The 24,784-nt window shown below is 60.5% G+C and carries 23 protein-coding genes; 6 read left to right on the forward strand and 17 right to left on the reverse strand.

Going from position 1 to position 24,784, the window contains the following annotated elements; all coding sequences use genetic code 11:
• Positions 1–3: 3 nt before the first annotated feature.
• Positions 4–1,836 (reverse strand): aminopeptidase P family protein, encoded by a 1,833-nt coding sequence (locus tag QEO92_RS11105; protein WP_227703039.1) that lies wholly within the window; start codon positions 1,834–1,836, stop codon positions 4–6.
• A gap of 257 nt (positions 1,837–2,093) precedes the next feature.
• Between QEO92_RS11105 and QEO92_RS11110 the strand changes: the two genes are divergently transcribed.
• The gene (locus tag QEO92_RS11110) at positions 2,094–2,267 is read left to right on the forward strand and encodes a hypothetical protein (protein WP_037147458.1); all 174 of its coding nucleotides are present in this window, start codon (positions 2,094–2,096) and stop codon (positions 2,265–2,267) included.
• Positions 2,268–2,467: 200 nt separating this feature from the next.
• Here the strand turns inward: QEO92_RS11110 and QEO92_RS11115 are convergent, their stop codons facing one another.
• From QEO92_RS11115 to QEO92_RS11125, 3 genes are all read right to left on the reverse strand, one after another.
• The gene (locus QEO92_RS11115; protein WP_227703040.1) at positions 2,468–3,346 is read right to left on the reverse strand and encodes a 50S ribosomal protein L11 methyltransferase; all 879 of its coding nucleotides are present in this window, start codon (positions 3,344–3,346) and stop codon (positions 2,468–2,470) included.
• A gap of 75 nt (positions 3,347–3,421) precedes the next feature.
• Entirely contained in the window at positions 3,422–4,021 is a 600-nt protein-coding gene (locus tag QEO92_RS11120) for an SCO family protein (protein ID WP_227703042.1), read from the reverse strand.
• Positions 4,022–4,157: 136 nt separating this feature from the next.
• A complete protein-coding gene (locus QEO92_RS11125) occupies positions 4,158–4,319 on the reverse strand; it encodes a hypothetical protein (RefSeq protein WP_161784740.1) in 162 nt (53 codons plus the stop codon).
• A gap of 289 nt (positions 4,320–4,608) precedes the next feature.
• Between QEO92_RS11125 and QEO92_RS11130 the strand changes: the two genes are divergently transcribed.
• The 3 genes from QEO92_RS11130 (at position 4,609) to QEO92_RS11140 (ending at position 7,578) form a co-directional block, all read left to right on the forward strand.
• Positions 4,609–6,570: a methyl-accepting chemotaxis protein gene (locus QEO92_RS11130; protein ID WP_227703043.1), complete on the forward strand. Its 1,962-nt coding sequence runs from the start codon at positions 4,609–4,611 to the stop codon at positions 6,568–6,570.
• A gap of 1 nt (position 6,571) precedes the next feature.
• Positions 6,572–7,039 carry a chemotaxis protein CheW gene (locus QEO92_RS11135; RefSeq protein WP_037147467.1) on the forward strand — a complete coding sequence of 156 codons (468 nt, stop codon included), beginning with the start codon at positions 6,572–6,574 and terminating at the stop codon, positions 7,037–7,039.
• Positions 7,040–7,248: 209 nt separating this feature from the next.
• The gene (locus tag QEO92_RS11140; RefSeq protein ID WP_037147471.1) at positions 7,249–7,578 is read left to right on the forward strand and encodes a hypothetical protein; all 330 of its coding nucleotides are present in this window, start codon (positions 7,249–7,251) and stop codon (positions 7,576–7,578) included.
• Positions 7,579–7,637: 59 nt separating this feature from the next.
• Here QEO92_RS11140 and QEO92_RS11145 read toward each other — a convergent pair whose 3' ends face one another.
• Together QEO92_RS11145 and QEO92_RS11150 are read right to left on the reverse strand one after the other, a co-directional pair.
• Positions 7,638–8,135, reverse strand: a complete 498-nt coding sequence (locus QEO92_RS11145) for a CreA family protein (protein WP_227703044.1) — start codon at positions 8,133–8,135, stop codon at positions 7,638–7,640.
• Between the two features lie 79 nt (positions 8,136–8,214).
• Positions 8,215–8,805, reverse strand: a complete 591-nt coding sequence (locus QEO92_RS11150) for a 3'-5' exonuclease (protein WP_037147475.1) — start codon at positions 8,803–8,805, stop codon at positions 8,215–8,217.
• A 272-nt stretch (positions 8,806–9,077) separates the two neighbouring features.
• Here QEO92_RS11150 and QEO92_RS11155 point away from each other — a divergent pair, with 272 nt between their 5' ends.
• Together QEO92_RS11155 and QEO92_RS11160 are read left to right on the forward strand one after the other, a co-directional pair.
• Positions 9,078–9,620 carry a GNAT family N-acetyltransferase gene (locus QEO92_RS11155; RefSeq protein WP_227703046.1) on the forward strand — a complete coding sequence of 181 codons (543 nt, stop codon included), beginning with the start codon at positions 9,078–9,080 and terminating at the stop codon, positions 9,618–9,620.
• Between the two features lie 178 nt (positions 9,621–9,798).
• The gene (locus QEO92_RS11160) at positions 9,799–10,404 is read left to right on the forward strand and encodes a BRCT domain-containing protein (RefSeq protein WP_227703047.1); all 606 of its coding nucleotides are present in this window, start codon (positions 9,799–9,801) and stop codon (positions 10,402–10,404) included.
• A gap of 38 nt (positions 10,405–10,442) precedes the next feature.
• Here the strand turns inward: QEO92_RS11160 and ligA are convergent, their stop codons facing one another.
• The 11 genes from ligA to aqpZ form a co-directional block, all read right to left on the reverse strand.
• Positions 10,443–12,860, reverse strand: a complete 2,418-nt coding sequence (ligA, locus tag QEO92_RS11165) for an NAD-dependent DNA ligase LigA (RefSeq protein ID WP_227705144.1) — start codon at positions 12,858–12,860, stop codon at positions 10,443–10,445.
• A gap of 82 nt (positions 12,861–12,942) precedes the next feature.
• On the reverse strand, positions 12,943–13,470 hold the full coding sequence (locus QEO92_RS11170; protein WP_227703048.1) for a DUF6886 family protein: 528 nt from the start codon (positions 13,468–13,470) through the stop codon (positions 12,943–12,945).
• 6 nt (positions 13,471–13,476) lie between these two features.
• Positions 13,477–15,150 (reverse strand): DNA repair protein RecN, encoded by a 1,674-nt coding sequence (gene recN / locus QEO92_RS11175; protein WP_227703049.1) that lies wholly within the window; start codon positions 15,148–15,150, stop codon positions 13,477–13,479.
• A 24-nt stretch (positions 15,151–15,174) separates the two neighbouring features.
• Positions 15,175–16,041 carry an outer membrane protein assembly factor BamD gene (locus tag QEO92_RS11180; protein WP_037147486.1) on the reverse strand — a complete coding sequence of 289 codons (867 nt, stop codon included), beginning with the start codon at positions 16,039–16,041 and terminating at the stop codon, positions 15,175–15,177.
• 184 nt (positions 16,042–16,225) lie between these two features.
• Positions 16,226–17,182 carry a UDP-3-O-acyl-N-acetylglucosamine deacetylase gene (gene lpxC, locus QEO92_RS11185; RefSeq protein ID WP_227703050.1) on the reverse strand — a complete coding sequence of 319 codons (957 nt, stop codon included), beginning with the start codon at positions 17,180–17,182 and terminating at the stop codon, positions 16,226–16,228.
• Between the two features lie 255 nt (positions 17,183–17,437).
• A complete protein-coding gene (gene ftsZ, locus QEO92_RS11190; RefSeq protein ID WP_227703052.1) occupies positions 17,438–19,198 on the reverse strand; it encodes a cell division protein FtsZ in 1,761 nt (586 codons plus the stop codon).
• Positions 19,199–19,285: 87 nt separating this feature from the next.
• Positions 19,286–20,617 (reverse strand): cell division protein FtsA, encoded by a 1,332-nt coding sequence (gene ftsA / locus QEO92_RS11195; protein WP_037147492.1) that lies wholly within the window; start codon positions 20,615–20,617, stop codon positions 19,286–19,288.
• Positions 20,614–21,546 carry a cell division protein FtsQ/DivIB gene (locus tag QEO92_RS11200; RefSeq protein ID WP_407721176.1) on the reverse strand — a complete coding sequence of 311 codons (933 nt, stop codon included), beginning with the start codon at positions 21,544–21,546 and terminating at the stop codon, positions 20,614–20,616. Before QEO92_RS11200 ends, ftsA begins: the two co-directional genes overlap by 4 nt.
• Positions 21,534–22,460, reverse strand: a complete 927-nt coding sequence (locus QEO92_RS11205) for a D-alanine--D-alanine ligase (RefSeq protein WP_227703055.1) — start codon at positions 22,458–22,460, stop codon at positions 21,534–21,536. The genes QEO92_RS11200 and QEO92_RS11205 overlap by 13 nt, the downstream gene beginning before the upstream one ends.
• A gap of 274 nt (positions 22,461–22,734) precedes the next feature.
• A protein-coding gene (locus tag QEO92_RS11210) for an IS630 family transposase (protein ID WP_407721030.1) occupies positions 22,735–23,681 on the reverse strand; the annotation gives its coding sequence in 2 pieces (ribosomal slippage) (positions 22,735–23,340 and positions 23,343–23,681; 945 coding nt in all).
• 204 nt (positions 23,682–23,885) lie between these two features.
• The gene (gene aqpZ, locus QEO92_RS11215) at positions 23,886–24,572 is read right to left on the reverse strand and encodes an aquaporin Z (RefSeq protein WP_037147502.1); all 687 of its coding nucleotides are present in this window, start codon (positions 24,570–24,572) and stop codon (positions 23,886–23,888) included.
• Between the last annotated feature and the right edge of the window lie 212 nt (positions 24,573–24,784).

Here is a 24,784-nt window from a genome sequence, read left to right on the forward strand (position 1 = left end):
CGGTCAGGCAACCGGTTCGGTTGCCTTCACTAGCCAACCCCGGACGGTCTCGCTGCTGATCAACGGCGTCAACTTTTCGCGCACTTGCACGTGATAGCTGTTGAGCCAGGAAAGCTCCTCCTCCGTCAACAGTGCCGGCAGCACCAGCCGCCGGTCGATCGGGCACCAGGTAAGCGTCTCGAAGGAGAGCATCGGCTGGTCGCCGCCCTCGATCTCCTCCGCAGCCTTCACATAGATCAGGTTCTCGATGCGGATGCCGAACGAGCCGGGCCGATAATAGCCGGGCTCGTTGGAAAGGATCATGCCGGGCAAAAGCTCCTGCGTCGCGAGCCGTGAAATGCGCTGCGGCCCCTCGTGCACCGAAAGATAGGAGCCGACGCCATGGCCCGTGCCGTGCGCATAATCGCCGCCGGCCTTCCAGAGCGCGATCCGGGCGAGCGGATCGAGGTCGCAGCCGCGCGTGCCCTTCGGGAAGCGCGCCGTGCTGATGGCGATCATGCCCTTCAGCACCAGGGTGAAGAAGCGCTTGCGGTCCTCCGGCACGGCACCGACCGCGACGGTGCGGGTGATATCGGTCGTGCCGTTGATGTATTGCGCGCCGGAATCGATCAGGAAGAGATCGCCGACTTCCAGCCTGCGGTCTGTTTCGGTCGTCACACGGTAATGAATGACCGCACCATGCTCGCCGGCACCCGAGATCGTGTCGAAGGAGATATCCTTGAGCGGATTCTGCATGCTTTCGCCGACACGGGCGCGGGCCGCCTCCAGTGCCTTGACCGCATCGATTTCGGTGATCGTGCCCGCCGCCTGAGCATCGAGCCAGCAGAGGAATTCCACCATGGCAGCGCCATCCTGCAGATGCGCCTTCGCAGAACCGTCCAGCTCGGCCTCGTTCTTGCGGGCGCGGGGCAGCTTCGCCGGGTCGGCGGCTTCCACGATATCTCCGCCGGAAGCGGTAATCACCTTGGTAAGCGCGAGTGGCGTCAGCTCCGGATCGATCAGGATCTTCCCATCGCCCTTGGCGAAGGCGGAGAGCCGGTTCGGCAATTCCGACGGCGGACGCTGTATGGCGAGCTGGGCCAGATAGGCTTCCGCCTCTATCCCCGTCTTGCGTTTGTCGAGAAATATCTCAGCCTTGCCTTCCGCCGGAATGATTGCCCGGCTCAGGGGATGTGGCGTGTGCGGCACGTCATCGCCGCGAATGTTGAAGATCCAGGCGACGGAGGACGGATCGGTGACGAGGAGCGCGACTGCACCCTTTTCCTTTGCCTGGCTTGCGATCTCGGCGATCTTTTCGCTGGCCAGCTTTCCGGCATGTTCGTGTCTCTGGATGGTGACCGCGCCAAGCGGTTCGCCCGGACGGTCGCTCCAGAGCGCATCGAGCGGATTGTTGTCGAGAAGCACCAGCGAACCACCGATCTCGGAAAGCGCCTTTTCGAGCCGCCGTACTTCCGCACCCGCATGCAGCCATGGATCGATGCCGAGGCGGAACCCTTTGGGCGCATGGTGCGGCAGCCAGACATGCGGCGGTTCGTTGACGAGATCGCCGCCGGTAAACACCGTGCCATCCACCTGCTCGGCAAGCTGGGTCACGTAACGTCCATCGACAAAAACGACTGCCTCACGCTGCGTGATGAGCGCCACCCCCGCCGAACCGGTAAAGCCGGTCAGCCAGGCAAGCCGTTCGGCCGATGCCGGGACATATTCGCCCTGGTATTCATCGGCGCGCGGAACGAGGAAACCATCGATCCCGAGCTCGGCAAATCTTGCCCTGAGCGCGTTGACGCGTTCACGGCCGAACTGCGGAGCGGATTTCACTTCGAAAGACTGAAACATGGGTATTGGATTCCGGCTGTTTGATTCCACGGGAGATGACGATAATGTTAGCCGATCTTCGAGAGAGAACGCCAGCCAAAGCCGTCAAGACCAGCGATTGTGCAAATGCTAACAGGCATTGATCTCGATCAGGGCATCCTATGCAATGAATGCATAACACCATTGAGGGAAGTCCCCTCACTCGACCTCGGAGAACGGCCTATATTGCAACCATCGATGGGCGCCGAACAAGGCCCGTCAGTCGAAGGGACACCTCCATGGCCACCTCTTTCTTCCGCAACGCCTTCAACCGCATCGTTGAGGCACGTGAGCGTCAGGCCGCCCGGTATGTCAACGGCGCGCTGCTCAACCTCGACGACGAAACGTTGAAAGGCCTCGGCACCAGCCGACAGGAACTGCGCCGCAAGGGCGCGATAGGCTCGGCATTCTGAGCAAAGAGCCAGGGCGGGGATTCTCCTCCCTAACCCGCCCCGGCTTTCAGAATGCGAGACCCGCTTGAGCATCTCCTCCTCCCGGCTCGCGGGTAAGATCAGTCTCCGGACCGATCGCAAGGCGGCACCAAAAGTGCCGCCTTTTTGCTGCCCAGCATCCGGAGCTTTGCATCCAGCTCACTGCTGCACTGCAAAATTTATCAACCGTGGCGCAGATGGATCGTGACCCAGCCGTTGCGCCAGATCGTGCGCACATGGCGAAGCTTCACGCCGTTATAGGCAGACAGCACCTTCCAGCGCTGCCCGGCCAGAATGCCCGAGAGGATAACCGAGCCGCCAGGCGCCAGATGCGCGGCGAGCTGCGGTGCCACCTTCATCAGCGGCCGCGCCAGAATATTGGCGATGATGAGATCAAACGGCCCCTCTTTCCTGAAAGCCGGTGAATGGAACCCCGGCGCTGTCTCCAGCCGGATACCCGAGGCAATACCGTTGCGGCGGACATTTTCCTTGGCGACACGCACGGCGACCGGATCGATGTCGGTGGCGAGCACCTTGATGTGGCGGAGCTTTCGCACCGCAATTGCCAACACTCCGCTTCCCGTCCCGAGATCGAGCGCATTGCGGACGGTTCGGGCGCGCATGACCCCTTCGATCATTTCCAGGCAGCCGGCCGTCGTGCCGTGATGGCCTGTCCCGAAAGCCTGGCCGGCGTCGATCTCGATCGCGATATCGTTGAGCTTCACCTTGTCGCGATCGTGCGATCCATGGACGAGGAAACGCCCTGCCCTCACCGGCTTCAGGCCCTCGAGCGATCTGGCGATCCAGTCGACATCCGGGATCACCTCCCTCTCGATCACCGCATTCGGGAAGGCATGGCGGATGCCCTCGGCGATGCGCTCGCGCACCGCCTCTTCCTCATCCTTCATCAGATAGACCGAGGCTTCCCAGATATCCCGTCTCTCGTCCACTTCCGTGGTGGCGATGGCGAAATCCTCCTCGCCGAAGACTTCCGACAAAAGATCGAGGATCTCGGCGGCACCCTTTTCGGTGGACGTGACGTAAAGGCGGATTTCACTCAAGGAAATGATCTCTCAGCTATTCATGACAGCCGAGAGGATTGCCACAGAAGCATGGGACCGTTCAACTGCAAGGCTTCAGCCCTTGATCAGATTCTCGAGCTTCTTGATCGCCGTGTCGGGATTTTCCCCATAGGCGATCGTGCCGGCGAAGCGCCCGCCATTGCCGAGCAGGAAGACCGAAGCCGTATGGTCCATGGTGTAGTCGCCGTTCGGATCCTTCTCGTCAACCGGCACTTTCTTGGCATAGACCTTGAAGCCCTTGATCATCTCGTTGACCTTCTGCGGCGGGCCGGAGATGCCCTTCACCCGGTCGGTGACATTGGAAATGTACTGGCCGAGCAGTTCGGGCGTATCGCGTTCCGGATCGACGCTGACGAAGAAACCGTTGAGCTTGGTACCGTCCGGATCGACCTGATGCAGCCAGCCATTCAGTTCGAAAAGCGTCGTCGGGCAGACTTCGGGACAATGGGTGAAGCCGAAGAAGAGCGCGGTCGGCTTGTCCTGGAACGCCTTTTCGGTGATCGGCTGGCCGTTCTGGGCGACGAGCTGGAACGGCACGCCGAACGGGCCTTCCGCCAGATCCTGCTTCGAGCGCGTCACCTCGAAAGTGAGCCATGCCAGAATGCCCGCAAGCGCCACGACGGCAATCCAGAGGACGGTGCGAAATGTCTTCATCGGCATTCTCTTCTTAAAGGTCCGAACCGAGTTCGTTCGTTTGCCGGATCGATAGCCCCGAGCCGGCCCGAGCGCAATTCAAGAAGATGTTTTCGGACACAATCGCGCTGATTTGTCCCAGACGCCATGGAAGGCATCAGAAACACCAGGAAAGGCCGGTCTCCCCGAGAGAGAGAATGATGGAAGAGCCGAACTGAAGCCAGCCGTAGAAGGCCGCTGCGGCGATGCCGAGCAACAGCAGGCCTGCTGCTGCGACGGCCGGAAAACGATGACTGTTGGTGACGGCATCTCGGTTCATGTCTCATCGTACATCGCCCGCGCGGTTAACGGAAGCCCGGCCCGATCCGGATAGGGTTAGCATAACATTAACGTCTCTTTGAGACTTTATGAGCGCGAAGGTGGTTCACCCGAGTCGAAGCGACGAATGAGAGTACCGGTGCTGCATGGACGCACCGGCTCATCGCATTCGGCCGACAGCAAGGTTCCGAACCACACCGACATGACGTCATCGAGACCAGCGCATCTCTCGCTCCGCATCGTTTCGAAGCCTGCCGGACAGATCCGGCTTTGGGAGGACGTCCATCTACATGACCGAAACGGCGACCCGTAAGACATTTTCGGTGAACCAGCGCCTCTGGACGCTGGCTGGAGCAGCCTTTGTCGGCATAGGCACCATGCTGATTGTCGGATGGTATGAAGGCAGGCAGGTCGACCAGGCGCTTGCCCGGTCAACCGAGGTCCGGCATCTGGTGGACGTCGCAAACGAACTGCGAATCGCCAACCTGCGCCTTGTCCTCGCCGCCATGGATACGATCATCGACGCGGACGAACGGCAGATTCACCCCGACCGGCTGCAGGCCATCAATGATGGGATCAGGCAACTGTCCGAAGGAGGAGCGGACCTGAAGGCGCTCGCCGGTGCGGTGGGCAATCCCGCAATGGTTTCGACCTACGATGCCGACCTGAAGGAGGTCGCCAAGGCGATCCAGGGCGACCTCAAGGCCCTCGTTGAAGGCGATGCGCCCGAAGAGGAATACGCCAGGCTCGATGATACGATCGACGGCGCCGGCGAACGCCTCACCAATATTCTGGCCGACCTCGCCAATGGCGGCGACGCGCTTGTCAGTGCACGCGTCCAGGAAGCAAATGCGCTCTCGGCAACCTCGCTTTACGTGCAGATCGGCTGCGGGCTGCTTGCGCTCTTCACAATGGCAATACTTCAGACCGTCCATGGCGGCGCCATCCGGCGCGGCATCGACGGCGTCCGCGCCAGCATGCAGCGGATCATCGGCGGCGACTATACAACACCTGTGTCCGGCACCGACCGCGGCGACGAAATCGGCGAAATGGCGCGCGCGACGGACATCTTCCGCCTTGCAGCCGTCGAACGCCAAACGCTGGAGGCCAGTCTCGCGGACGAACGACACCAGAACGAGCTTCGCCGCCAATCCCGTGACGAGGAACAGAAAGCCGACGCCCAGGCGCTTCACTTTGCCGTCGATTCGCTGGGCGAAGCACTGAACCGTCTCTCCGAAGGCGATCTTTCCGCAACGCTGAGCCGCCCGTTCCGCGACGACCTCGAACGCCTCCGGCAGGATTTCAATCGGGTCGTCGAGCGGCTGCGTCACGTCATGACGGAAGTCACGACCAGCGCCAGTTCCATCGGCGCGAATGCCAACCAGATGCGCTCCGCCGCCGACGACCTTGCCCGTCGCACCGAAAAACAGGCGGCTTCTCTGGAAGAGACGTCATCGGCGCTCGAACAGATCACCGCGACCGTCCGCAGCACCACCCATCGCGCCGAGGAAGCAAGCGAGATGGTGGGCCACACCAAGGATTATACCGAACAATCCACCACGGTCGTTCGGGACGCAACGGCTGCCATGGAGCGGATCGAGGATGCAACGGCCGAGATCGGCAAGATCATCAACGTCGTCGACGAGATTGCCTTCCAGACCAATCTTCTGGCGCTGAATGCCGGGGTCGAGGCAGCCCGCGCAGGCGAGGCCGGCAAGGGCTTTGCGGTCGTCGCCCAGGAGGTGCGCGAACTCGCCGGACGTGCTGCGGGTGCCGCCAAGGACATAAAAGCGCTGGTGACCCGCTCCAATCAGGAGGTCAAGACGGGCGTGGATCTGGTGAAGGCCACAGGCGAAGCCCTCACGCGCATTGGCGATGATGTGCTGAAAATCAATGATCACGTTCACGCGATCTTCACTTCTGCGCGCGAACAATCCACCGGACTGACAGAGATCAACAGCGCAATCGGCCAGATGGACCAAGCAACCCAGCAGAATGCCGCCATGGTGGAGCAGAGCACCGCCGCGAGCCATTCTTTGGCAAGTGATGCGGAAACCCTCAGCCGACTGATCAGCCAGTTCCAGATCCGTGGCGGCAATGGCCCGCACGCCGTCGATGTCGCGAGCGCCTCCACGCCAGCAAAACCCTCCCCCGCACTGAACTTGATGAACAAGCTCGCGGGAGCATTCAGCAATAGCCCGGCCTCCGCCAGGAAGGCTTCGGGCTCCTCAGACAAATGGGAAGAGTTCTGACATGACCAATGCCATCAAGCAGTCCGGCGCGTATCTCGAGATCGTCTCCTTCCATCTTGGAGACCAGGAATTCTGCATCGACATCATGGCGATCCGCGAAATCCGCGGCTGGGCACCGGTGACCCCGATGCCGCACACGCCGCCTTACGTTCTCGGCCTCATCAACCTGCGCGGCGCGGTGATCCCGGTCATCGACATGGCCTGCCGCCTCGGCATGAAGATGACCGAACCCTCCGAACGCTCCGCGATCATCGTGACGGACATCCGCGGCAAGCTGGTCGGCCTGCTGGTCGAACAGGTTTCCGACATGATGACCATCCGCGGCGAGGATCTGCAGCCGGCGCCGGAGATCATTCCGGAAGCCCAGCGCGCCTTCTGCCGCGGCATCGTGGCGCTCGAAAAGACCATGGTCTGCTTCCTGAACCTCGACACCGTCATCGCCGATGAACTGGAACGCGAAGCAGCCTGATTTTGCAGTGCAAACAGAGGCTTGGAGACTTCCGCCGCAAGCACCCGCGGCGGAAGGTTAACATATTGTAATCATTAATTTATTCATTACACAAATTTAAGAATAATATCCGGAACCGCTTTTGTGCACTGCGAGTTCTCCCGTCGCAAAACGCCCAACCGAACCGCTTCAAAACTCTTCGGCTGGTTTACGAAGACAGGAGAATGACCATGAACAAGGCTTTTGCACTCGCAGTCCTGATGTCCGTCGCCACGATGGGAAGCGCCTATGCCCGTGAGATGGGTTCGATGGCAGTCCCGGCCGGCAATAATGATGTCCGGATCATCTATACCGATCCGGGCGCAGACGACAGCGCCCGCTTCCTCAGCATTCCCGATACCTTTGCCCATCCCGACCAGTCGACGGTCAAGGCAGCCCAGAACGAGGTGAGAACCGATTCCAGGCTCCGCCAAACGCTCGTCAGCCAGAATGTCGAATTGAACAACGTGGTCGGCATCGAAAAGGCGGCGGATGGCAGCAGGATCGTCTACGTCCGCTGATCCATGATCCCCGGAAAACCGGGCGCGCCAGCCCGGTTTTCCGCATACGGCAGGCCGGATCAGGGCTGCGGCTTGCCGTTCTTCCAGACGGCGTTCTGGTTGTAGAGCGGAACCGTCGAAATCGCCATCTTCGCCGATCCCTCGACGATCTGCCGCGAATGCGCGAGATAGACCAGGGTATCGTTCGCCTTGTCGTAGATGCGCTTGACGAGAAGATCCTTCCAGATCAGCGAGCGGCCTTCGCGGAAGACTTCCTCACCGCCTCTGGACAGGTCGATATCGCCGATCTCGATCGGCCCGGTCTGTCGGCAGGCGATCGAGCTGTTCGACGGGTCCTCGAACCAGTTTCCCTGCTTCAGGCGGTCGATGATCGAGCGGTCGAAATAGGTGACGTGGCAGGTCACCCCCCTGATTTCCGGATCCGCAATCGCCTCCACGACGATGTCGTTGCCGATCCAGTCAACTCCGACCTTGCCGACCACTTCGGCGGAAGCTGGAATGGAGAGAAAGGCGACGGAAAGGGCAGCGGCGGATGCGAGGCGGTTCAGGCGTTTCATGGACAGGAACTCCGGTAAACAATCCGTGATCTGAGATAAGACGTGCCAGCGCCGTTACAAGCAGGCATGTCCGAATGTCTCATTTCAGACGACAGGTACAGGGATCATAGCCACCGGAGAAGAGGCGACCGACCTTCATGCCGATCGCAGCGGGAATATCGCGGACATGCGAAACCTGCAGGGAGCCGGCAATGGCAATCGTCGCTTCGGCACAGATCGCGGCATCCTCTGCCGCGTTGTGATGCGTAAACCGCAGCCCAAGATGGTCGGCGAGAACATTCAGCTTGTGGGAGCCGAGATGAGGCCAGACCTTCTTGGCCATCTTCACGCTGCAGAGATAGGCAAGCTCGGGATAGCTCTGCCGATAGGCATCGAGGCAGGCGCGCCAGACGCTGAAATCGAAGGCGGCGTTGTGGGCGATCATCGTCGCCCCGTGGAAATCGTCGGCAAATTCGTCCATGACCTCGGGAAACTCACCCGCGTCTTCGACATGTTCCGGCCGGATGCCGTGAATGGCGATATTGAAGGACGAGAAGCGCATATCCTTGGGACGAATGAGCCGTTCCTCCACCCGCACGACCTCGCCGTCCTCGATCCATGCCAAACCTACCGAACAGGCGCTGCCGCGCTGTTCATTGGCGGTTTCGAAATCGATGGCTATGGTCTTCAAAGGCTGGTCCCGAATGGATGTCGACCGACTTCTACAGCCCGCGACCCGATTCGGCAAAGACGGGCGGTATGAACTCTTGACGCTTCGCACGCTCTCTGGCTTCATGCCGGTCATGACCAAGTTCGCCGCCCATATGCATCTTACCGTGACCATCCATCCCGCAGGGTGCGTGGCGGTTTTGGCGCGTTAGCCGGTCATCCGTCCACCAACCCTGCCAAAGCAAGGCAGGGTCGGTTCTCCCGCTCTGCTTCGGCGAAACGAAGGAGAGTATGATGAGTGAATTCGATACCCCGCCCCCGCTCGATCCGGATGCCCGATGGCCCACAGGCCTGTCGATCCGCGCACGCACGCCGGACGACGCTCCGGCGATCGCCACCCTGATCAACCTGCCCGGCTACCGTTACGGCACGTTGCGCATACCCCACCACACGCCCGACGAGGTTCGCAAGAACATCGAGAATCAGTCCAGCAATTCCTTTGAACTCATCGCCGAGTTCGAAGGTCGCATCGTCGGCATTTGCGGGCTCAGCCGCTTTCCCAACCCGCGCCGGGCGCATGCCGGCAGCATCGGCATGGGCGTCCACGACGCCTATCAGGGCCGCGGCATAGCCAGGGCGCTGCTCGGCGAAATCCTCGCCATCGCTGACCGCTGGCTGAACCTGAAACGGGTCGAGTTGACCGTCTATACCGACAACGACCGCGCCATCCGCCTCTACGAACGGAACGGCTTCGTCAAGGAAGGCCACCTCCGCTGCTTCGGTTTTCGCGATGGCGAATATGTGGATGCCTATACGATGGCCAGAATTCGGACGTGAGCGTCACCCGCCGATAAAGGCCAGCCATTCGTCCTCGTCCATCACCTGGACGCCGAACTCCCTCGCCTTGTCGAGCTTGGAGCCGGCGCCAGGAACGCGAATGAAAAGCCTATCAAGGATACTCGACTTTTTTGTGTATTTGCTCTCATATACAATCAACTGAGGGGGCATGAATTACATGGATGAAGCAACACTCATCAGGTTTGAAAATGACCGGATTTCGAGCCGACAGATTGATGAGCTAATAGGCTTAGCAAGAGGACTGGTGGCCGATGGAATGCTCAATCAGCAAGAAGTCGAGTTCCTCCAGAAATGGCTCGTCGCCAACGGCGCTGTCTGGGATCAACCAGTTATAAGCACGCTATACAAGAGAGTAACAGAGATATTGGCTGATGGTGTTGTGGATCAGATCGAAATATCTGAACTCCTTGATACACTAGATCGATTTGCCAATCGAAATTTCGAACTCGGAGAGACTCTCAAGGCGACATCACTTCCGCTTAGCTCTCCCGCACCTGATCTAACTTTTGCAGGTAAAACCTACTGTTTCACCGGAACATTTAATTTCGGCCAGCGAAAGCATTGCGAGACAGTGATGATAGAGCGTGGTGCTATGGTCGGGGGACTATCCAAAAAGACCGACGTTCTCGTCATTGGTGTTTACGCGACAGATTCTTGGAAACACTCGGCATTTGGCAATAAGATTTTGCAAGCGTGCGAGTTACGAGACAAAGGTCACCCGATAGTGATCGTTTCCGAAGAACACTGGGTTAGGCATCTCTGATTATCATATTGTTTAAGTGCGCAGCCCTCACACGCCGCCTACTCAATCAGCGACAACCATTCGTCTTCAGTTATGATCTTGACCCCGTGTTTTTGAGCGTCGGCCAGTTTCGAGCCAGCGCCTGGTCCCGCAATAACAAGATCCGTTTTCCCGGAAACAGAACCCGAAACACGTGCACCAAGCCGCTCGGCAGTTGCTTTTGCTTCGTTACGCGTCATCTTTTCCAGGTTGCCCGTAAAAACCACCGTCTTTCCTGACAACTCGCTGCTGGAGGACGCCGGCTGATCAAAGAAAACATCGAGATAGCTGAGGAGGTCATCCACGGCCTCTCGATTGTGTGTCTCAGTGACAAAGTCAATCAAAGCATCTGCGGCGACCTCTCCAACATCCTTCTGGTTAGCCAAATCTTTATAAGCAGGATTTGGCGCTCCCTTGGAAGCAGCCAAAACCACTCTATAGACTCCTTCCGCATCGCCAAATCGACTTAGAAGATTCTGCTTTTGTTTTTTGTTGAGGCCAACGCCAGAGAGCCAGCTCTCGTGAGATAGCCCGAAACCGGCCGGAGCACTCGATCCAACGGAGGCGATCAGTGCATCCCGTGTGACACCGCCAATGCCATCCACAGAGGACAATATATGCCAAGCAGAGCCTGGTCGTCCGTCGGCTGCCGCGATAATTGCCGCTAGGAAGTCTAAAGGCTTATTGTAACGCCGAGCAAGGGCCTTTGCAGTCACTTCGCCGATGTGACGAATGCCCAGACCAAAAAGCAGGCGCTCAAAGGATATATGCCGCCTCTTATCGATGGAAGCAAAAAGCTTATCCACGCCCTCGAAAGATCGCGAATCTTCCGCGGACACTTTCTTCCGCCGCTTGCCCGTGCGCTCTTCACGTTCACGCTGAAGGAGCTCCCGATATTCCAGAATAGCTTTCTTCACCTCGTCGCTATGCAGGTGAAGGCGGAAAACATCAGCAGGCGTCTTGAGTAGACCCGCAGCGAAGAAAAGCTCGACATATTGATCTCCAAACCCCTCGATGTCGAATGCATCGCGCGAAACGAAATGACGAAGACGTTCGATCTGTTGAGCCGAGCAAATTAATCCGCCCGTGCATCTTCGAACAGACTCACCTTCTTCCCGCACCGCATGGCTGCCGCAGACCGGACATTTTTTCGGAAACTCGTAAGGCACGGCGTCAGGAGGACGTTTTTCCATGACGACGTCGAGCACCTGCGGGATGACGTCGCCGGCCCGCTGCACGATGACCGTGTCTCCGATACGGATATCGTGCTCCTCCTCGCGGATGCGCTCACCGGAATTGCCGATGCCCTTGATGTAATCCTCGTTGTGCAGCGTCGCGTTGGTGACCACCACGCCGCCGACGGTGACGGGCGTGAGACGCGCGACGGGTGTCAGCGCGCCGGTCCGCCCGACCTGGATATCGATCCTCTCCACACGGGTGAATGCCTGCTCGGCCGGGAACTTGTGCGCCGTCGCCCAGCGCGGTGAGCGCGAGCGGAAGCCGAGCCTTCCCTGCAGGTCGAGCCGGTCAACCTTGTAGACCACCCCGTCAATCTCGTAATCGAGGTCCGGACGCTTCAGCCCGATCTGCTTGTAATGGTCGATAATGTCATCAACCGAGTTTAACCGCTTCATCAGCGGGTTGACCGGAAACCCCCATTCCTTGAATTTCTCCACCATGCCCATCTGGGTGTCGGCCGGCATTTCCGACATCTCGCCCCAGGCATAGGCGAAGAATTTCAGGTTTCGGCTGGCCGTCACTCTGGCGTCGAGCTGGCGAAGCGATCCGGCGGCGGTGTTGCGCGGGTTGACATAGGTCTGCTTGCCTTCCGCTTCCATCTGCGCGTTGAGCGCCAGAAAGTCGCTCTTGCGCATATAAACCTCGCCGCGCACCTCGATGACGTCCGGCACGCCGGTCGGCAGGCGGTTGGGGATTTCCTTGATGGTCCTGATGTTCTCGGTAACGTTTTCGCCGGTCGTGCCGTCTCCGCGCGTCGCTGCATTGACGAGCCGCCCGTGCTCGTAACGGATCGACATGGAGAGCCCGTCGATCTTGGGCTCCGCCGTAAACGCGATGGAACCATCCGGAAGCTGTCCGAGGAAACGGTAGACGGAGTTGACGAAGTCGCGCACGTCGTCGTCGGAAAACGTGTTGTCGAGCGACAGCATCGGCCGCGCATGGGTGATCGGCGCGAATGTCGGCAAAGGTGCGGCGCCGACGCGGATCGACGGGCTGTCGGCCCGGATCAGCTTCGGAAACCGCTTCTCGATCGCATCGTTGCGCCGCTTCAGCGCGTCATAATCAGCATCGGAAATCTCAGGCGCATCGTGGCCGTGATAGAGCTCGTCATGACGGGCGATCTCGGCCGCCAGATAAGCGAGCTCGGCTGCGGCCTGTTCTTCGGTCAGGTCTTCGACGGGCGTTTTTTCGACGGACATGTGGATGCACTCCTCGCGATCGCGGAGTCGTTTTTTAGAGCAAATTTCCGCAATGGGAAGAGAGCGATGCGGGAAGGTCGCCCTAGACCCAATCGAGCGCATTGCGAAGCCTGATGCCGCTGACATGCAGGCTGCTCTGCCAGAGAGGCTTGAGAGGCTTCAGGCTATCGACGACGCGAAGCTCGACGCCCCGCGGCGCGAATTCCCGGTCCAGCCCGGACAGCGCGGCAACACCGATCGGCACGACGATCCGGCGGGCGACCCACATGCCGGCGTCATCGAGATCCTCGAACCCTTCAACCGGCATTTCGTAACGACAGATCGTTTCCCCGCTCAAACGATCGAGCCACACGCGTTCGACATAGGCTACGGCGCGCCAATCGCCGAGCCAGGATCGGCGGTCGTCCGCAAGCGTGTCCGGCTTCGCCCAGATCAGAATCCGGGGGCAATCGCGCGGAAAGAGATACATGAATTCGTGTGCTTCATCGATCGCCCAGACAAGCGGACCATTCAGCCATTCCTTGCCGGGTTGCCGCGGCGACGCAACCCGGACCGGCCGCGGCTCGAAGCGTTCGATCCCCGGATCGTCGCTGAAATGGTAAAGCCGCATCTGCGATCAGCCGCCGCCGGCAAGCAGCCGCTTTGCCGCTGCCCGCGCCTCGTCCGTCACGGAAGCCCCTGCCAGCATGCGGGCGATCTCCTCCGTGCGGTGCTCCGGTTCCATCGTGGCAACCTGAGTGGCGATCTTGTCCGAGCCTTGCCCAGCCGGTCCCTTGGAGATCAAGAGATGGGTCGCCGCGCGCGCCGCCACCTGCGGTGCGTGCGTCACTGAAAGCACCTGCACCTTCTCGGAAAGCCGCTTCAGCCGCTGGCCGATCGCGTCTGCCACCGCACCGCCGACGCCGGTATCGATTTCGTCGAAGACCAGCGTCGGAGCCGAGCCGCGATCCGCAAGCGCCACCTTGAGCGCCAGCAGGAAACGCGACAACTCGCCGCCGGATGCAACCTTCATGATCGGGCCAGGACGCGTGCCGGGGTTGGTCTGCACGTGGAATTCGACCGTGTCTATGCCTTCGGCGGTCGCAGCCTCGGGATCGCTTGCTACCTCCACCATGAAGCGGGCGCGTTCCAGTTTCAGTGCCGGCAACTCGGTCATCACGGCCTCCGCCAACGCCTCGGCGCCATGCCGGCGCTTCCCCGACAGGGCGACGACCGCCCGATCGTATTCCGCCTTGGCGGCGCCCGTCAGCTTTTCGAGCTCGGCAAGCTTCTCCTCGCCGGCATCGAGGTCGGCAAGATCGGCGATCATCTTTTCGGTAAGCGCCGGCAGGTCGGCGACGGCAACGGAATATTTGCGGCCGGCAGCGCGCAATGCGAACAGCCGCTCCTCCACCCGCTCCAGTTCGCGCGGATCGAACTCGGTCTTCCGGAGCGCCGCCTCGATCTCCATCTGCGCGTTGGAGAGATGGTTGAGCGCCGTGTCGAGCAGTTCTACCGTTTCCTCCAGCAAGCCCGGCGCCTCATGGCTCTTGCGCTCAAGACGCCGCACCAGCGAACCAATCAGCGGAACGGGGGACGCGTTGCCGTTGAGGAATTCGGAGGCTTCGGAAATGTCGCCTGCGATCCGTTCGGCTTTCTGCATGCGTGACCGCTGCTCGGCAAGCTCGTCCTCCTCGCCGTCCTGAGGCGCCAGCGCTTCGAGCTCCTCGACCGAGGCGCGGATATAGTCAGCCTCGCGGGCGGCAGCCTCCACCCTGGCGCGATGCGTCCTGAAGGCGCGCTCGGCATCCTTCCAGGTCTTGTAGAGGCCGGAAAGCTGCTGGACCTCATCGCTCAAACCGGCAAACGCATCGAGAAGCGTGCGGTGCGCATCCGTATCGATCAATGCCCGGTCGTCGTGCTGTCCGTGGATTTCGACGAGAAGCTGCCCCGCCTGCCGCATGAGCTGAACGCTCACCGGCTGATCGTTGATGGAGGCACGTGTGCGGCCATCGGCGGACTGGATGCGGCGGAAGATCAGGTCGCCGTCGTCATCGATCCCGTTCTCCCGCAGAAGCTGACGGGCGGCGTGAGTGCCGGACACGTCGAAGACGGCAGTCACCTGCCCTTTCTCTTCCCCGTGCCGCACAAGGCCACCGTCACCGCGGCCACCGAGCGCGAGCGACAGACTGTCGAGAAGGATCGATTTGCCCGCGCCCGTTTCGCCGGTCAGCACCGACAGGCCGGTCTCGAAGGCAAGATCCAGCCGCTCGATCAGAACGATATCGCGGATCGACAACTGGATCAGCATGTTTCCCCGATCTTGCGCTGTACCTTACGCGCCGATGAGCTTCGCTCCGGCGCGAGAAATCCACGAACCGCGATTCTCGCGAGGCTCGACGCCGCCGCTCTGCAACAGCTTGTAGGAATCGGCATACCACTGGCTGTCCGGATAGTTGCGTCCGAGAACGGCCGCGGCAGTCTGCGCTTCCTCGGCGATACCCATCGCATAATAGGCTTCCGTCAGTCGCGCCAGTGCCTCTTCCACCTGGTTGGTGTTGGAATATTGCTCGACCACGACACGGAAGCGCTGGATCGCCGCGAGGTATTCCTTGCGCTCCAGGTAATAGCGGCCGACCTGCATCTCCTTGCCGGCGAGCTGGTCACGCGCAAAGCGGATCTTGGCCTGCGCGTCCTCGACATATTCGGAATCGGGATAGTCCTTGATGACCTTGTTCATCGCTTCGATAGTGCGCATCGCAGCCTTCTGGTCCTGCGTCACGTCGGCGATCTGCTTCGAATAGGCAAGACCGACCAGATACTGCACATAAGCTGAATCCTGCGATTGGGGATACTGGCTCATGTAGCGGTTGCCGGTGGTGATCGCCTCGTCGTTACGTCCCAGCCGGTATTTGGTGAAAGTGCTCATGACGAGCGCCTTGCGACCCCATTCGGTGAACGGGTTCTGCTTGTCGATCGCATCGAACTTGCGGCCTGCCTCGGCGAGGTTACCGGCCTTCATGTTGGCGAGGCCCTGGTTGTAGAGCGTTTCCGGCGGATCGGTCTCCATGCCGAGCTTTGTGATGTCGATATCGCGGTCCGATTGGCAAGCCGTCATGCCCAGACCGGCGCCAGCCAGCATCAGCGAGACAAGCGCCATTCTTGCCGTCTTACGCATTCCAACAGACCTTACATGGTTCATTCGACAGTTCCCGATCGTCCCGCGCATTGAAGCCCTGCCCCGAGCAGGCGGTTCTACCCATAAAAGCAAAGGGAGAGCAACGCAATGATGGCGCATTAATGCATTTTTGTGGCATTGCAGGTCGTCGCCCAAAAGAAAAGGCCGCCTCCGAGGAAGCGGCCAGGTGGACTGGATCATATTTTTTTCAGGCGAACCAGGGCGTCAGTTCCTGCATGCTGACCGGCACGAACTCCCCTGCCCGCACGCGAGCCACACGCGACGACGGAGCCTCGACGACTTCGTAGGCCGTCGGATCGCTCATGAGCGCCTTCAGCGCATTCGCATTCATCTTGTGACCGCCGCGATAGGACCGGTAGCAGCCGATGAACTGTGCGCCGGCCAGCGCCAGATCGCCGACGGCGTCCAGCGCCTTGTGGCGAACGAACTCATCCTCGTAGCGCAGGCCTTCGACATTCACGACCGTATCATCGTCGGAAATGACGACCGAATTCTCGAGCGAGGAGCCGAGCGCATAACCGGCGGCCCAAAGGCGTTCCACATCACGCATGAAGCCGAACGTGCGGGCGCGGGAAAGCTCCTGCTTGAAAGTCTCCGGCGTCAGATTGCCTTCCCACTTCTGCCGGCCGATGAGCGGCGAGGAAAAGTCGATCTCGACTTCGAACCGGGTGCCGTCATGCGGACGGAACTCGGCCCAGGATGAACCCGAATCGATACGCACCGGTTTCACGACACGAATATAACGGCGCTTGATGCCGAGATTGACGATGCCGACCTGCTCGATCGCCTCGATGAAGGGATAGGAACTGCCATCCATGATCGGCATTTCGCTGCCGTCGACATCGATCACGACATTGTCGATACCGAGAGCATAAAGAGCCGCCATGACATGCTCGATCGTGGCAATCCACCTTGCGGGCGAACTGCCGAGAACGGTGCACAGATCCGTCGGACCGACCTGAGAAGAGACGGCGCGGTATTCTACCGAACTGTCGTCTTCGAAAACGCGCGTGAACACGATGCCGGTACCGGCTTCGGCAGGCTGGAAGGTAATATCGACAGGCGCTCCGGAATGAACGCCTATCCCCGTCAAGGTTACCGGGGCGGCGATGGTGGTCTGGAAACCGAGCAATCCGATGGTCATTCCTACTGCCTTCTTTATCGTCGGACCACTAAGGCAAAGTGATCCGAAATTCCTAGCGTCCAGAGACCAATCACCTGAATCGGGAGGCCTCATTCCGCGTCTTTCATCGCACTACATACGCAGCCGTCCGGCGCATTCCAAATCACTGTTCGTTTCCGATTGTTACGTTGTTAACTCCGCGTACGGGTTAAGAAAACGAGCAAAGGCCCGGATGCGTGATCCGGGCCTCTTTCACATTTCGTGACCGTTGTTAACTCAGTTCGACTGGCGGCGCAGGAAGGCAGGAATTTCGAGCTGATCGTCCTCGTGATGAGCCTGCGGAACGGCGCGGCCATGGTCGTCGAGGTTACCGCGGCGCGGCGCATAAAGGCTGGCTTCCGGCGACAGCGGACGACGCGGCTGGGGAGCAGGAGCAGGAGCCGTCATGTCGCTGACCGGCTCTTCCTCATCGCGGCGGCCGAGCGAATTGGTGATTCGCTTCAGGAGCCCCATCGGACCACGCTCTTCCTGCACATGCTGTACGGGTTGAGCGCGGCGGTCCATCTCGGCCTTCACGACCGGCGGAAAGTCTTCAACCTTCGGCATGCGCACCGGTTCGACAACCGTCGAGATGGAAGGAGCGACCGGCTCATGGTGGACCGGCTGCGCCATGCGGGGCGCCGGCTGCGTCATTGCCGGAGCAGGCTGCGGGGCCGGAGCCGGACGGCTCGCGATCGGGGCCGGAGCGTCGACCGGCGCAGCACCGAAGATACGGCTCTGCGGCCGGAATTCTTCATGATGCTGCTGCATAGCCGGCTGCGAAGCGGCCGGCTGAGGCGCCGGGGCAGCCTGCGGCGGCTCGGGGATGGTGAGCTCGCGCTCCATCTCGGCCTCTGCCATGCGGATCGTCTCGGCGATCGGGTCGACAGCCGGCTTCGGAGCCGGAGCGGCCTGGGCAACCGGAGCCGGTTGAGCCGCAACGGACGGAGCCGACGACACAGCCGCAGACGGACGAATCACCGGCCTCTGAGCAGCGCGCATCTCAGCGGCCCGGATATCGACCGAGGCAGCACCACGATCGATGCCGGTGGCGACGACCGACACGCGGATCAGGCCTTCAAGCGCCTCGTCGAAGGTCGCACCAAGGATGATGTTGGCATCCGGATCGACTTCCTCGCGGATGCGGGTCGCGGCCTCATCGACTTCGAAGAGGGTCAGGTCGCGGCCGCCGGTGATCGAGATCAGCAGCCCCTGAGCGCCCTTCATTGAGGTCTCATCGAGGAGCGGATTGGCAATCGCCGCTTCCGCCGCCTGCATCGCGCGGCCCGGACCGGACGCTTCGCCCGTGCCCATCATCGCGCGGCCCATCTCGCGCATCACCGACCGGACGTCGGCAAAGTCGAGGTTGATCAGGCCTTCCTTGACCATAAGGTCGGTAATGCAGGCGACACCGGAATAGAGCACCTGATCGGCCATCGCAAAAGCGTCTGCAAAGGTCGTCTTGTCGTTGGCAATGCGGAAGAGGTTCTGGTTCGGAATGACGATCAGGGTATCGACCGACTTCTGCAGCTCCTGAATTCCAGATTCGGCGAGCCGCATGCGACGCTGGCCTTCGAAGTGGAACGGCTTGGTGACAACACCAACGGTGAGGATGCCCTTCGAACGGGCGGCCTGTGCCACAACCGGAGCGGCGCCCGTGCCCGTGCCGCCGCCCATGCCGGCGGTCACGAAGCACATATGCGTACCGTTCAGGTGATCGACAATCTCGTCGAGGCATTCTTCAGCGGCGGCGCGACCAACTTCCGGCTGCGAGCCGGCGCCGAGACCTTCGGTGACCCGGACACCCATCTGGATGATCCGTTCAGCCTTGGTCATCGTGAGCGCCTGGGCATCGGTATTGGCGACAACGAAATCGACGCCTTCCAGCCCGGCCGTGATCATGTTGTTGACGGCGTTGCCGCCGCCGCCGCCGACGCCGAATACGGTGATGCGCGGCTTCAGCTCGTTAATTTCCGGCTTTTGCAGCTTGATGGTCATTGCAGCAGTTCCTTCTTCTTCAGGCCGCATCGCCGCCGGCCAATTCATTCCAACTCTTCTCTGAGGCAGTGGGCAGAAGCCCCCGCATCAAAAACTCTCCTTCAGCCACTGGCCCACGCGCGCCAGCCGGCCGTTGCCGCTGCCAAGCGAAGCCATAAGCCCGCTCTGAGAGGCATGTGTTTCCATGTCCGCAACCTGCGGATAGATCATCAGACCGACGGCCGTCGAAAAGGCCGGGCCTTTGGCTGCCGCCGGCAAACCGGAGACGCCCATCGGACGGCCGATGCGGACGTTGCGCGCCAGGATGCGGCGGGCGGTCTCCGAAAGGCCGGTGAGCTGGCTTGCGCCGCCCGTCAGCACGACACGCTTGCCGACGATCGGGCTGAAGCCCGACTTCTGGATACGGTCGCGGATCAGTTCCAGGGTTTCCTCGATACGGGCCCGGACGATGCGGGTGACCAGCGAACGCGGCACCTGGGTCGGCTGGTCGCGGTCGTCCTCGCCGATCGGCGGCACCGAGATCACGTCGCGCTCGTCGCCGCTGTTCATCAGGGCCGAACCATGCACGACCTTCATGCGCTCCGCATCCTCGATGCGGGTCGACAGACCGCGAGCCAGATCGGTCGTGACGTGATGGCCTCCGAGGCTGATCGCATCCGTATGGACGAGCTTGCCTTCCGCAAAGACCGAGATCGTCGTCGTGCCGCCACCCATGTCGATTGCAGCGCAGCCAAGCTCGACCTCGTCGTCGACGAGGGCCGCGAGACCGCTGGCATAGGGCGTCGCAACCATGCCCTCGACCGAAAGATGAGCCCGATTGACGCAGAGCTCGAGATTCTTGAGCGTAGCGCGTTCGGCGGTGACCACATGCATGTCGACGCCCAGCTCGTCGCCGAACATCGCCAGCGGATCACGGATTCCGCGCTCACCGTCCAGCGAAAAGCCGGTCGGAAGCGAATGCAGGATTGCACGGTCCTGACGCAGCGACTGCTGGCTTGCCGCGACGAGAACCTTCTTGAGGTCTGCCGCCTCGACTTCCTGACCGCCGAGATCGATCGTTGCCGTATAGACGTCGCTTGCCAGCCGGCCGGCGGAGACGTTGACGATCAGGCTGTCGACGGTAAGGCCCGCCATGCGCTCGGCCGCATCGACCGCAAGCCGCACCACGCTTTCGGCAGCATCAAGATCGGCAATCACGCCCGACTTCACGCCGCGCGAGCGCTGATGGCCGATGCCGATGATCTCGATGTTATGGGTGCGTCCCGGCAGGACCTGGCTTTCCTGGCGCGGCGTCAGCCGGGCGATCATGCAGACCACCTTGGTGGAGCCGATGTCCAGGACGGAAACGACGTGGCTGCGCTTGGAGGAAAGCGGCCTCATGCGCGGCAGACCGAAATGGGAAGAACCGAAGACGCTCAAATTTGCTCTCCCGCTTTCTTAAGAGCCTTGGCCCGCGCTTCCAGCGCCTGCCCGCGACGCTCGACAGCGCCGGCGGTAAGCTGAATGGTGGTCCGGTCTTCAAGACGAAGATCGACGGCCGCAATGTCACGCTCCAGCACACCCTGTTCCTTTTCAAGGCGGGCAAGCACGGCAAGAGCCTTGGCGACGTTGCTTTCCGGCAGCTTGAGTACGACACCGTTGTCGAGGTGCAGGTCCCAACGTCGGCCCGCGACGCGGACATAGGCTTTCACGCGGTTTTTCAGCTCGGGCCAGCCCGACATCTCCTCTTCGAAGGAAGAGGCAGCCGTCTCGGCATCGCGACCGACGAAGAGCGGAAGCGAGGTGAACTTGTTGTCGCGCAGCGGCGCGATCACGCTGCCATTCTTCTCGATCAGCGAAAGCTCGGTACCGTGCTGCCAGATGCCGAATGCCTGACGCTCCTTGAGCATGACATCGATCGTCCTCGGGTAAACCTTGCGGACCTCCGCATATTCGACCCAGGGCAATTCCGAAAGCTTGCGGCGGGCCGCATCGATATCGAGCGCCACGAGCGATGTCGTGCCATCGAGACCGAGAAGCTGGAGAATATCGATCTCGGAGGTTTGCTCATTGCCCGAAACGCGCACGTCTTCGATGGCGAAACCGACAGCCGCCGTCGTCGCCTGCGCGACCTCGTGACCGTGCCCACCGAGCGACATCCCGTAAAGGCCGACGGCAGCAAAGAAACCGAATGCCGACACGGTGCCCGTGTGGGGAGGAATATGAATTCGGCCCGTTGCAAGGCTGACGCAAAAACGCACCATCCGGCGAAGCGGCCGCGGAAGCACGCGCCGCTCTTCGACACCGAGATAGAGAGCCTGAGAACGGCCGCGCGGTCCACCCGCTCTATTGCCGATCAACGCAAACACGTAGCATCCTCCACCATCCAACGGACCAGTTCACCAAAAGAGTGGCCGGCATGCGCGGCCATTTCGGGCACCAGCGATGTGGGGGTCATACCGGGCTGCGTATTGATTTCGAGCCAGATAATCTCACCATCCTCGGAGAAACGGTCGTCGTAGCGGAAGTCTGAGCGACTGACGCCCCGGCAGCCCATCGCCTGATGCGCCTTGAGCGCCAGTGTTTGAATCTTTTGGTAAACATTCGGTGAAATTTGTGCAGGAATGATGTGTTTCGACCCACCTTCGGCATATTTTGCATCGTAATCGTAAAAAGCATGACTTACCGGCAGGATTTCCGTTACGCCAAGCGCCACATCGCCCATGACCCCACAGGTCAGCTCGCGACCGTAAACGTAACGCTCGACGAGCACGTGATCCCCGTAACGCCATTCGGAGGAACCGATGACCTGAGGCGGATGCGGCTGATTCTCCTGGACAATGACGACGCCAAAGGATGACCCTTCGCGCACCGGTTTCACCACATAAGGCGGAGCCATCGGATGCGCGCTGGAAATATCGAAGCGGTTCATTGCCTTGGCTTCCGCAACGGGAATGCCGACCGACTGAGCGACCCGTTTGGCCTGATGCTTGTCCATGGCGAGCGCAGACGCCAGAACGCCGGAATGGGTGTAAGGTATCTGCAGATATTCGAGAATGCCCTGGATCGTTCCGTCCTCGCCAAAAGGCCCATGCAGTGCATTGAAGGCAACGTCCGGCCTGAGATCGGTGAGCACCGTCGCAATATCCCGCCCGACATCGACGCGAGTGACGCGATAGCCCTCACCCTCAAGAGCATCGGCACAGGCATTGCCCGAAGACAGGCTTACAGGCCGCTCGGAGGAAAGCCCTCCCATCAAAACAGCGACATGCTTGCCACTCATCGTTCACTCCCGAAAAAAGGACTTCAGTCTATGCCACGGCGCTTGCGCCAAACTCGTTCCGGAGGCGATTCCCACCGGATATAAGATTTGACTGCATTAGTGCCTCAATATGGTTAACAAATCGTTTACTTTGATTAATGCCACCGGGCAAAGGCATGAAAATAAAGGAAAAATCGAATGAGCGATTATTAACGCATTCCGTCATGACGCGAATGAGCGCCTGCATCGATACGGACTTCGAACTATTATTCTTGATGATTAGAGCGGGATGATTTTAGATCCGTTCATATCCGGCCTCGTTGAAATAGTTCTGGCATTCTTTTGGAGAAACGGTTTGGAGGATGGTTGCGAGCGCGTCATGGATGGCGTTGCGGCTTCTGGCCTGCGCCTCGCGTAGCCGGTGTTTGATCTTGGCGAAGAGCTTTTCGATCGGATTGAGATCGGGGGAGTATTGCGGCAGGAAGAACAGCCGCGCGCCGGCCTTGCGGATGGCGGTGCGGATCGCCGCGGCCTTGTGCGAGCCGAGATTGTCCATCACGACGATGTCGCCGGGCGTGAGCTCCGGCACCAGCACCTTTTCGACATAGACGAGGAAGCTCGTCGCGTTGATCGGCCGGTCGATGACCCAGGGCGCGCTGACGCGATCAACGCGCAGGGCGGCAATGAACGTCATGGTGTTCCAGTGGCCGAAGGGAGCCTGGCCGAACAGCCGTTCGCCGCGCGGCGCCCAGCCTCGCAGCGGCGCCATGTTCGTCTTCGTCCAGGTCTCGTCGATGAAGACGAGGCGGGCCGGATCGATGCGATGGCGATGCTTCAGCCAGCGGCTGCGTCGGGCGGCGACATCGGGCCGGTCGCGCTCGCTGGCGACCAACGTCTTTTTTTATAACTCAGCCCTTCCTCATGCACGCAGATCCAGACGGAGCGGTAGTCGACCTTCAGGCCCCGCTCCGCCAATTCCGCGACCAGCCCGCGCAAGGTGAATGCCTGCGCGCGGCAGCGCTCGATTAGCCAGGCCCGATGCTCACCGGCGATCGCTCGCGGCTTGTGCCCGCCCATCTGGCCGGCGGCGGCGCTGCCCGTCTCACGGAAGCGCCGTACCCAATCGATCGCCGTGCTGATGCCGATGCCGAAGCGCTTCGCCGCCGCCCGACAGGACACCCCATCGCGCGTCACTGCACCAACAACACGGTCCCTAAGGTCATCCGAAAAGGGTCTCGCCATCCTGGCCGGCCTCCTGCACCGGCCTGAATAGTGAATCTGATTTGCTCACAAAAGGGAATCCCCATGCCGATTCCGCCTAAATTCATCCCGCTCTAAATCCGACCTGAATGACGTCGGGACGAGAAAAAGCCCGCGAGACCGACAATCTCGCGGGCTTTCTTTTAAGGCAGAATGCGGCTTACCTTCGGCCTGGATCGTTGCCGATCATTCCGAATCGTCCACAACCTTCCATGCCAGAGCGCCGAGGACCGCGCCGACGATAGGAGCCACCCAGAAGAGCCAAAGCTGCTCGAGCGCCCAGCCCCCGGCAATCACCGCCACGCCGGTGGAACGGGCCGGATTGACGGACGTATTGGTGATCGGGATCGAGATCAGATGGATGAGCGTCAACGCGAGACCAATCGCGATCGGAGCAAAGCCGGCCGGTGCCTTTGGCCCGGTCGCTCCCAGGATGATGAAGATGAAGAAGCCGGTAAGAACGATTTCCGCAAGCAACGCGGAGGTCAGTGAATAACCGCCGGGTGAGTGCTCGCCATAGCCGTTGGACGCAAAACCGCCGAGCTGGAAATCGGCCTTGCCGGAAGCGATGAGATAGAGAACCAACCCTGCAACAATACCTCCGAGCACCTGGGCAACGACATACTGAAGGAGATTGGAGGCCGGCAATCTGCCCGCCACCGTCAACCCGACCGATACCGCCGGATTGAAATGTCCGCCGGAAATGCCACCGACGGCAAAGGCCATGGTAAGGACCGTCAGACCAAATGCCAGCGCGACGCCTACGAAGCCGATTCCAAGATCAGGAAATGCGGCAGCCACAACCGCGCTGCCGCATCCACCGAAGACAAGCCAGAAAGTGCCGAGGAATTCGGCTGCAAATTTCTTGAACATGTTGTTACATCCCCCTAATCGCGCGCCTCCGGCACGTGCCGGCATCAGGCGCGACTCACTTGATGCACAATGATTATGCAACGGCTGTTCGTGAACGCCCAATGAATAAGAAATGGCTGAAATATATTGTCCATTATCATACGCCTGGCGCGGAAAAACGAAACCAGAATATAAGAAAGATACCGCAAAATATTGATTTTACGGCATCTTGC

Origin of the sequence: Neorhizobium petrolearium, from assembly GCF_029854435.1 — a bacterium.
Taxonomy (GTDB): domain Bacteria; phylum Pseudomonadota; class Alphaproteobacteria; order Rhizobiales; family Rhizobiaceae; genus Neorhizobium; species Neorhizobium petrolearium.

What these genes read in the sequence shown, in the direction of transcription:
- QEO92_RS11145 (WP_227703044.1), bottom strand. Translation starts at nt 8,135, where the DNA reads ATGAAACGCCTGAACCGCCTCGCATCCGCCGCTGCCCTTTCCGTCGCC.
- QEO92_RS11135 (WP_037147467.1), top strand. Translation starts at nt 6,572, where the DNA reads ATGACCAATGCCATCAAGCAGTCCGGCGCGTATCTCGAGATCGTCTCC.
- QEO92_RS11120 (WP_227703042.1), bottom strand. Translation starts at nt 4,021, where the DNA reads ATGAAGACATTTCGCACCGTCCTCTGGATTGCCGTCGTGGCGCTTGCG.
- aqpZ (WP_037147502.1), bottom strand. Translation starts at nt 24,572, where the DNA reads ATGTTCAAGAAATTTGCAGCCGAATTCCTCGGCACTTTCTGGCTTGTC.
- lpxC (WP_227703050.1), bottom strand. Translation starts at nt 17,182, where the DNA reads ATGACCATCGGATTGCTCGGTTTCCAGACCACCATCGCCGCCCCGGTA.
- ftsZ (WP_227703052.1), bottom strand. Translation starts at nt 19,198, where the DNA reads ATGACCATCAAGCTGCAAAAGCCGGAAATTAACGAGCTGAAGCCGCGC.
- ligA (WP_227705144.1), bottom strand. Translation starts at nt 12,860, where the DNA reads ATGTCCGTCGAAAAAACGCCCGTCGAAGACCTGACCGAAGAACAGGCC.
- QEO92_RS11130 (WP_227703043.1), top strand. Translation starts at nt 4,609, where the DNA reads ATGACCGAAACGGCGACCCGTAAGACATTTTCGGTGAACCAGCGCCTC.
- QEO92_RS11105 (WP_227703039.1), bottom strand. Translation starts at nt 1,836, where the DNA reads ATGTTTCAGTCTTTCGAAGTGAAATCCGCTCCGCAGTTCGGCCGTGAA.
- QEO92_RS11110 (WP_037147458.1), top strand. Translation starts at nt 2,094, where the DNA reads ATGGCCACCTCTTTCTTCCGCAACGCCTTCAACCGCATCGTTGAGGCA.
- QEO92_RS11125 (WP_161784740.1), bottom strand. Translation starts at nt 4,319, where the DNA reads ATGAACCGAGATGCCGTCACCAACAGTCATCGTTTTCCGGCCGTCGCA.
- QEO92_RS11140 (WP_037147471.1), top strand. Translation starts at nt 7,249, where the DNA reads ATGAACAAGGCTTTTGCACTCGCAGTCCTGATGTCCGTCGCCACGATG.
- QEO92_RS11205 (WP_227703055.1), bottom strand. Translation starts at nt 22,460, where the DNA reads ATGAGTGGCAAGCATGTCGCTGTTTTGATGGGAGGGCTTTCCTCCGAG.
- QEO92_RS11160 (WP_227703047.1), top strand. Translation starts at nt 9,799, where the DNA reads ATGGATGAAGCAACACTCATCAGGTTTGAAAATGACCGGATTTCGAGC.
- QEO92_RS11155 (WP_227703046.1), top strand. Translation starts at nt 9,078, where the DNA reads ATGAGTGAATTCGATACCCCGCCCCCGCTCGATCCGGATGCCCGATGG.
- QEO92_RS11170 (WP_227703048.1), bottom strand. Translation starts at nt 13,470, where the DNA reads ATGCGGCTTTACCATTTCAGCGACGATCCGGGGATCGAACGCTTCGAG.
- recN (WP_227703049.1), bottom strand. Translation starts at nt 15,150, where the DNA reads ATGCTGATCCAGTTGTCGATCCGCGATATCGTTCTGATCGAGCGGCTG.
- QEO92_RS11180 (WP_037147486.1), bottom strand. Translation starts at nt 16,041, where the DNA reads ATGAACCATGTAAGGTCTGTTGGAATGCGTAAGACGGCAAGAATGGCG.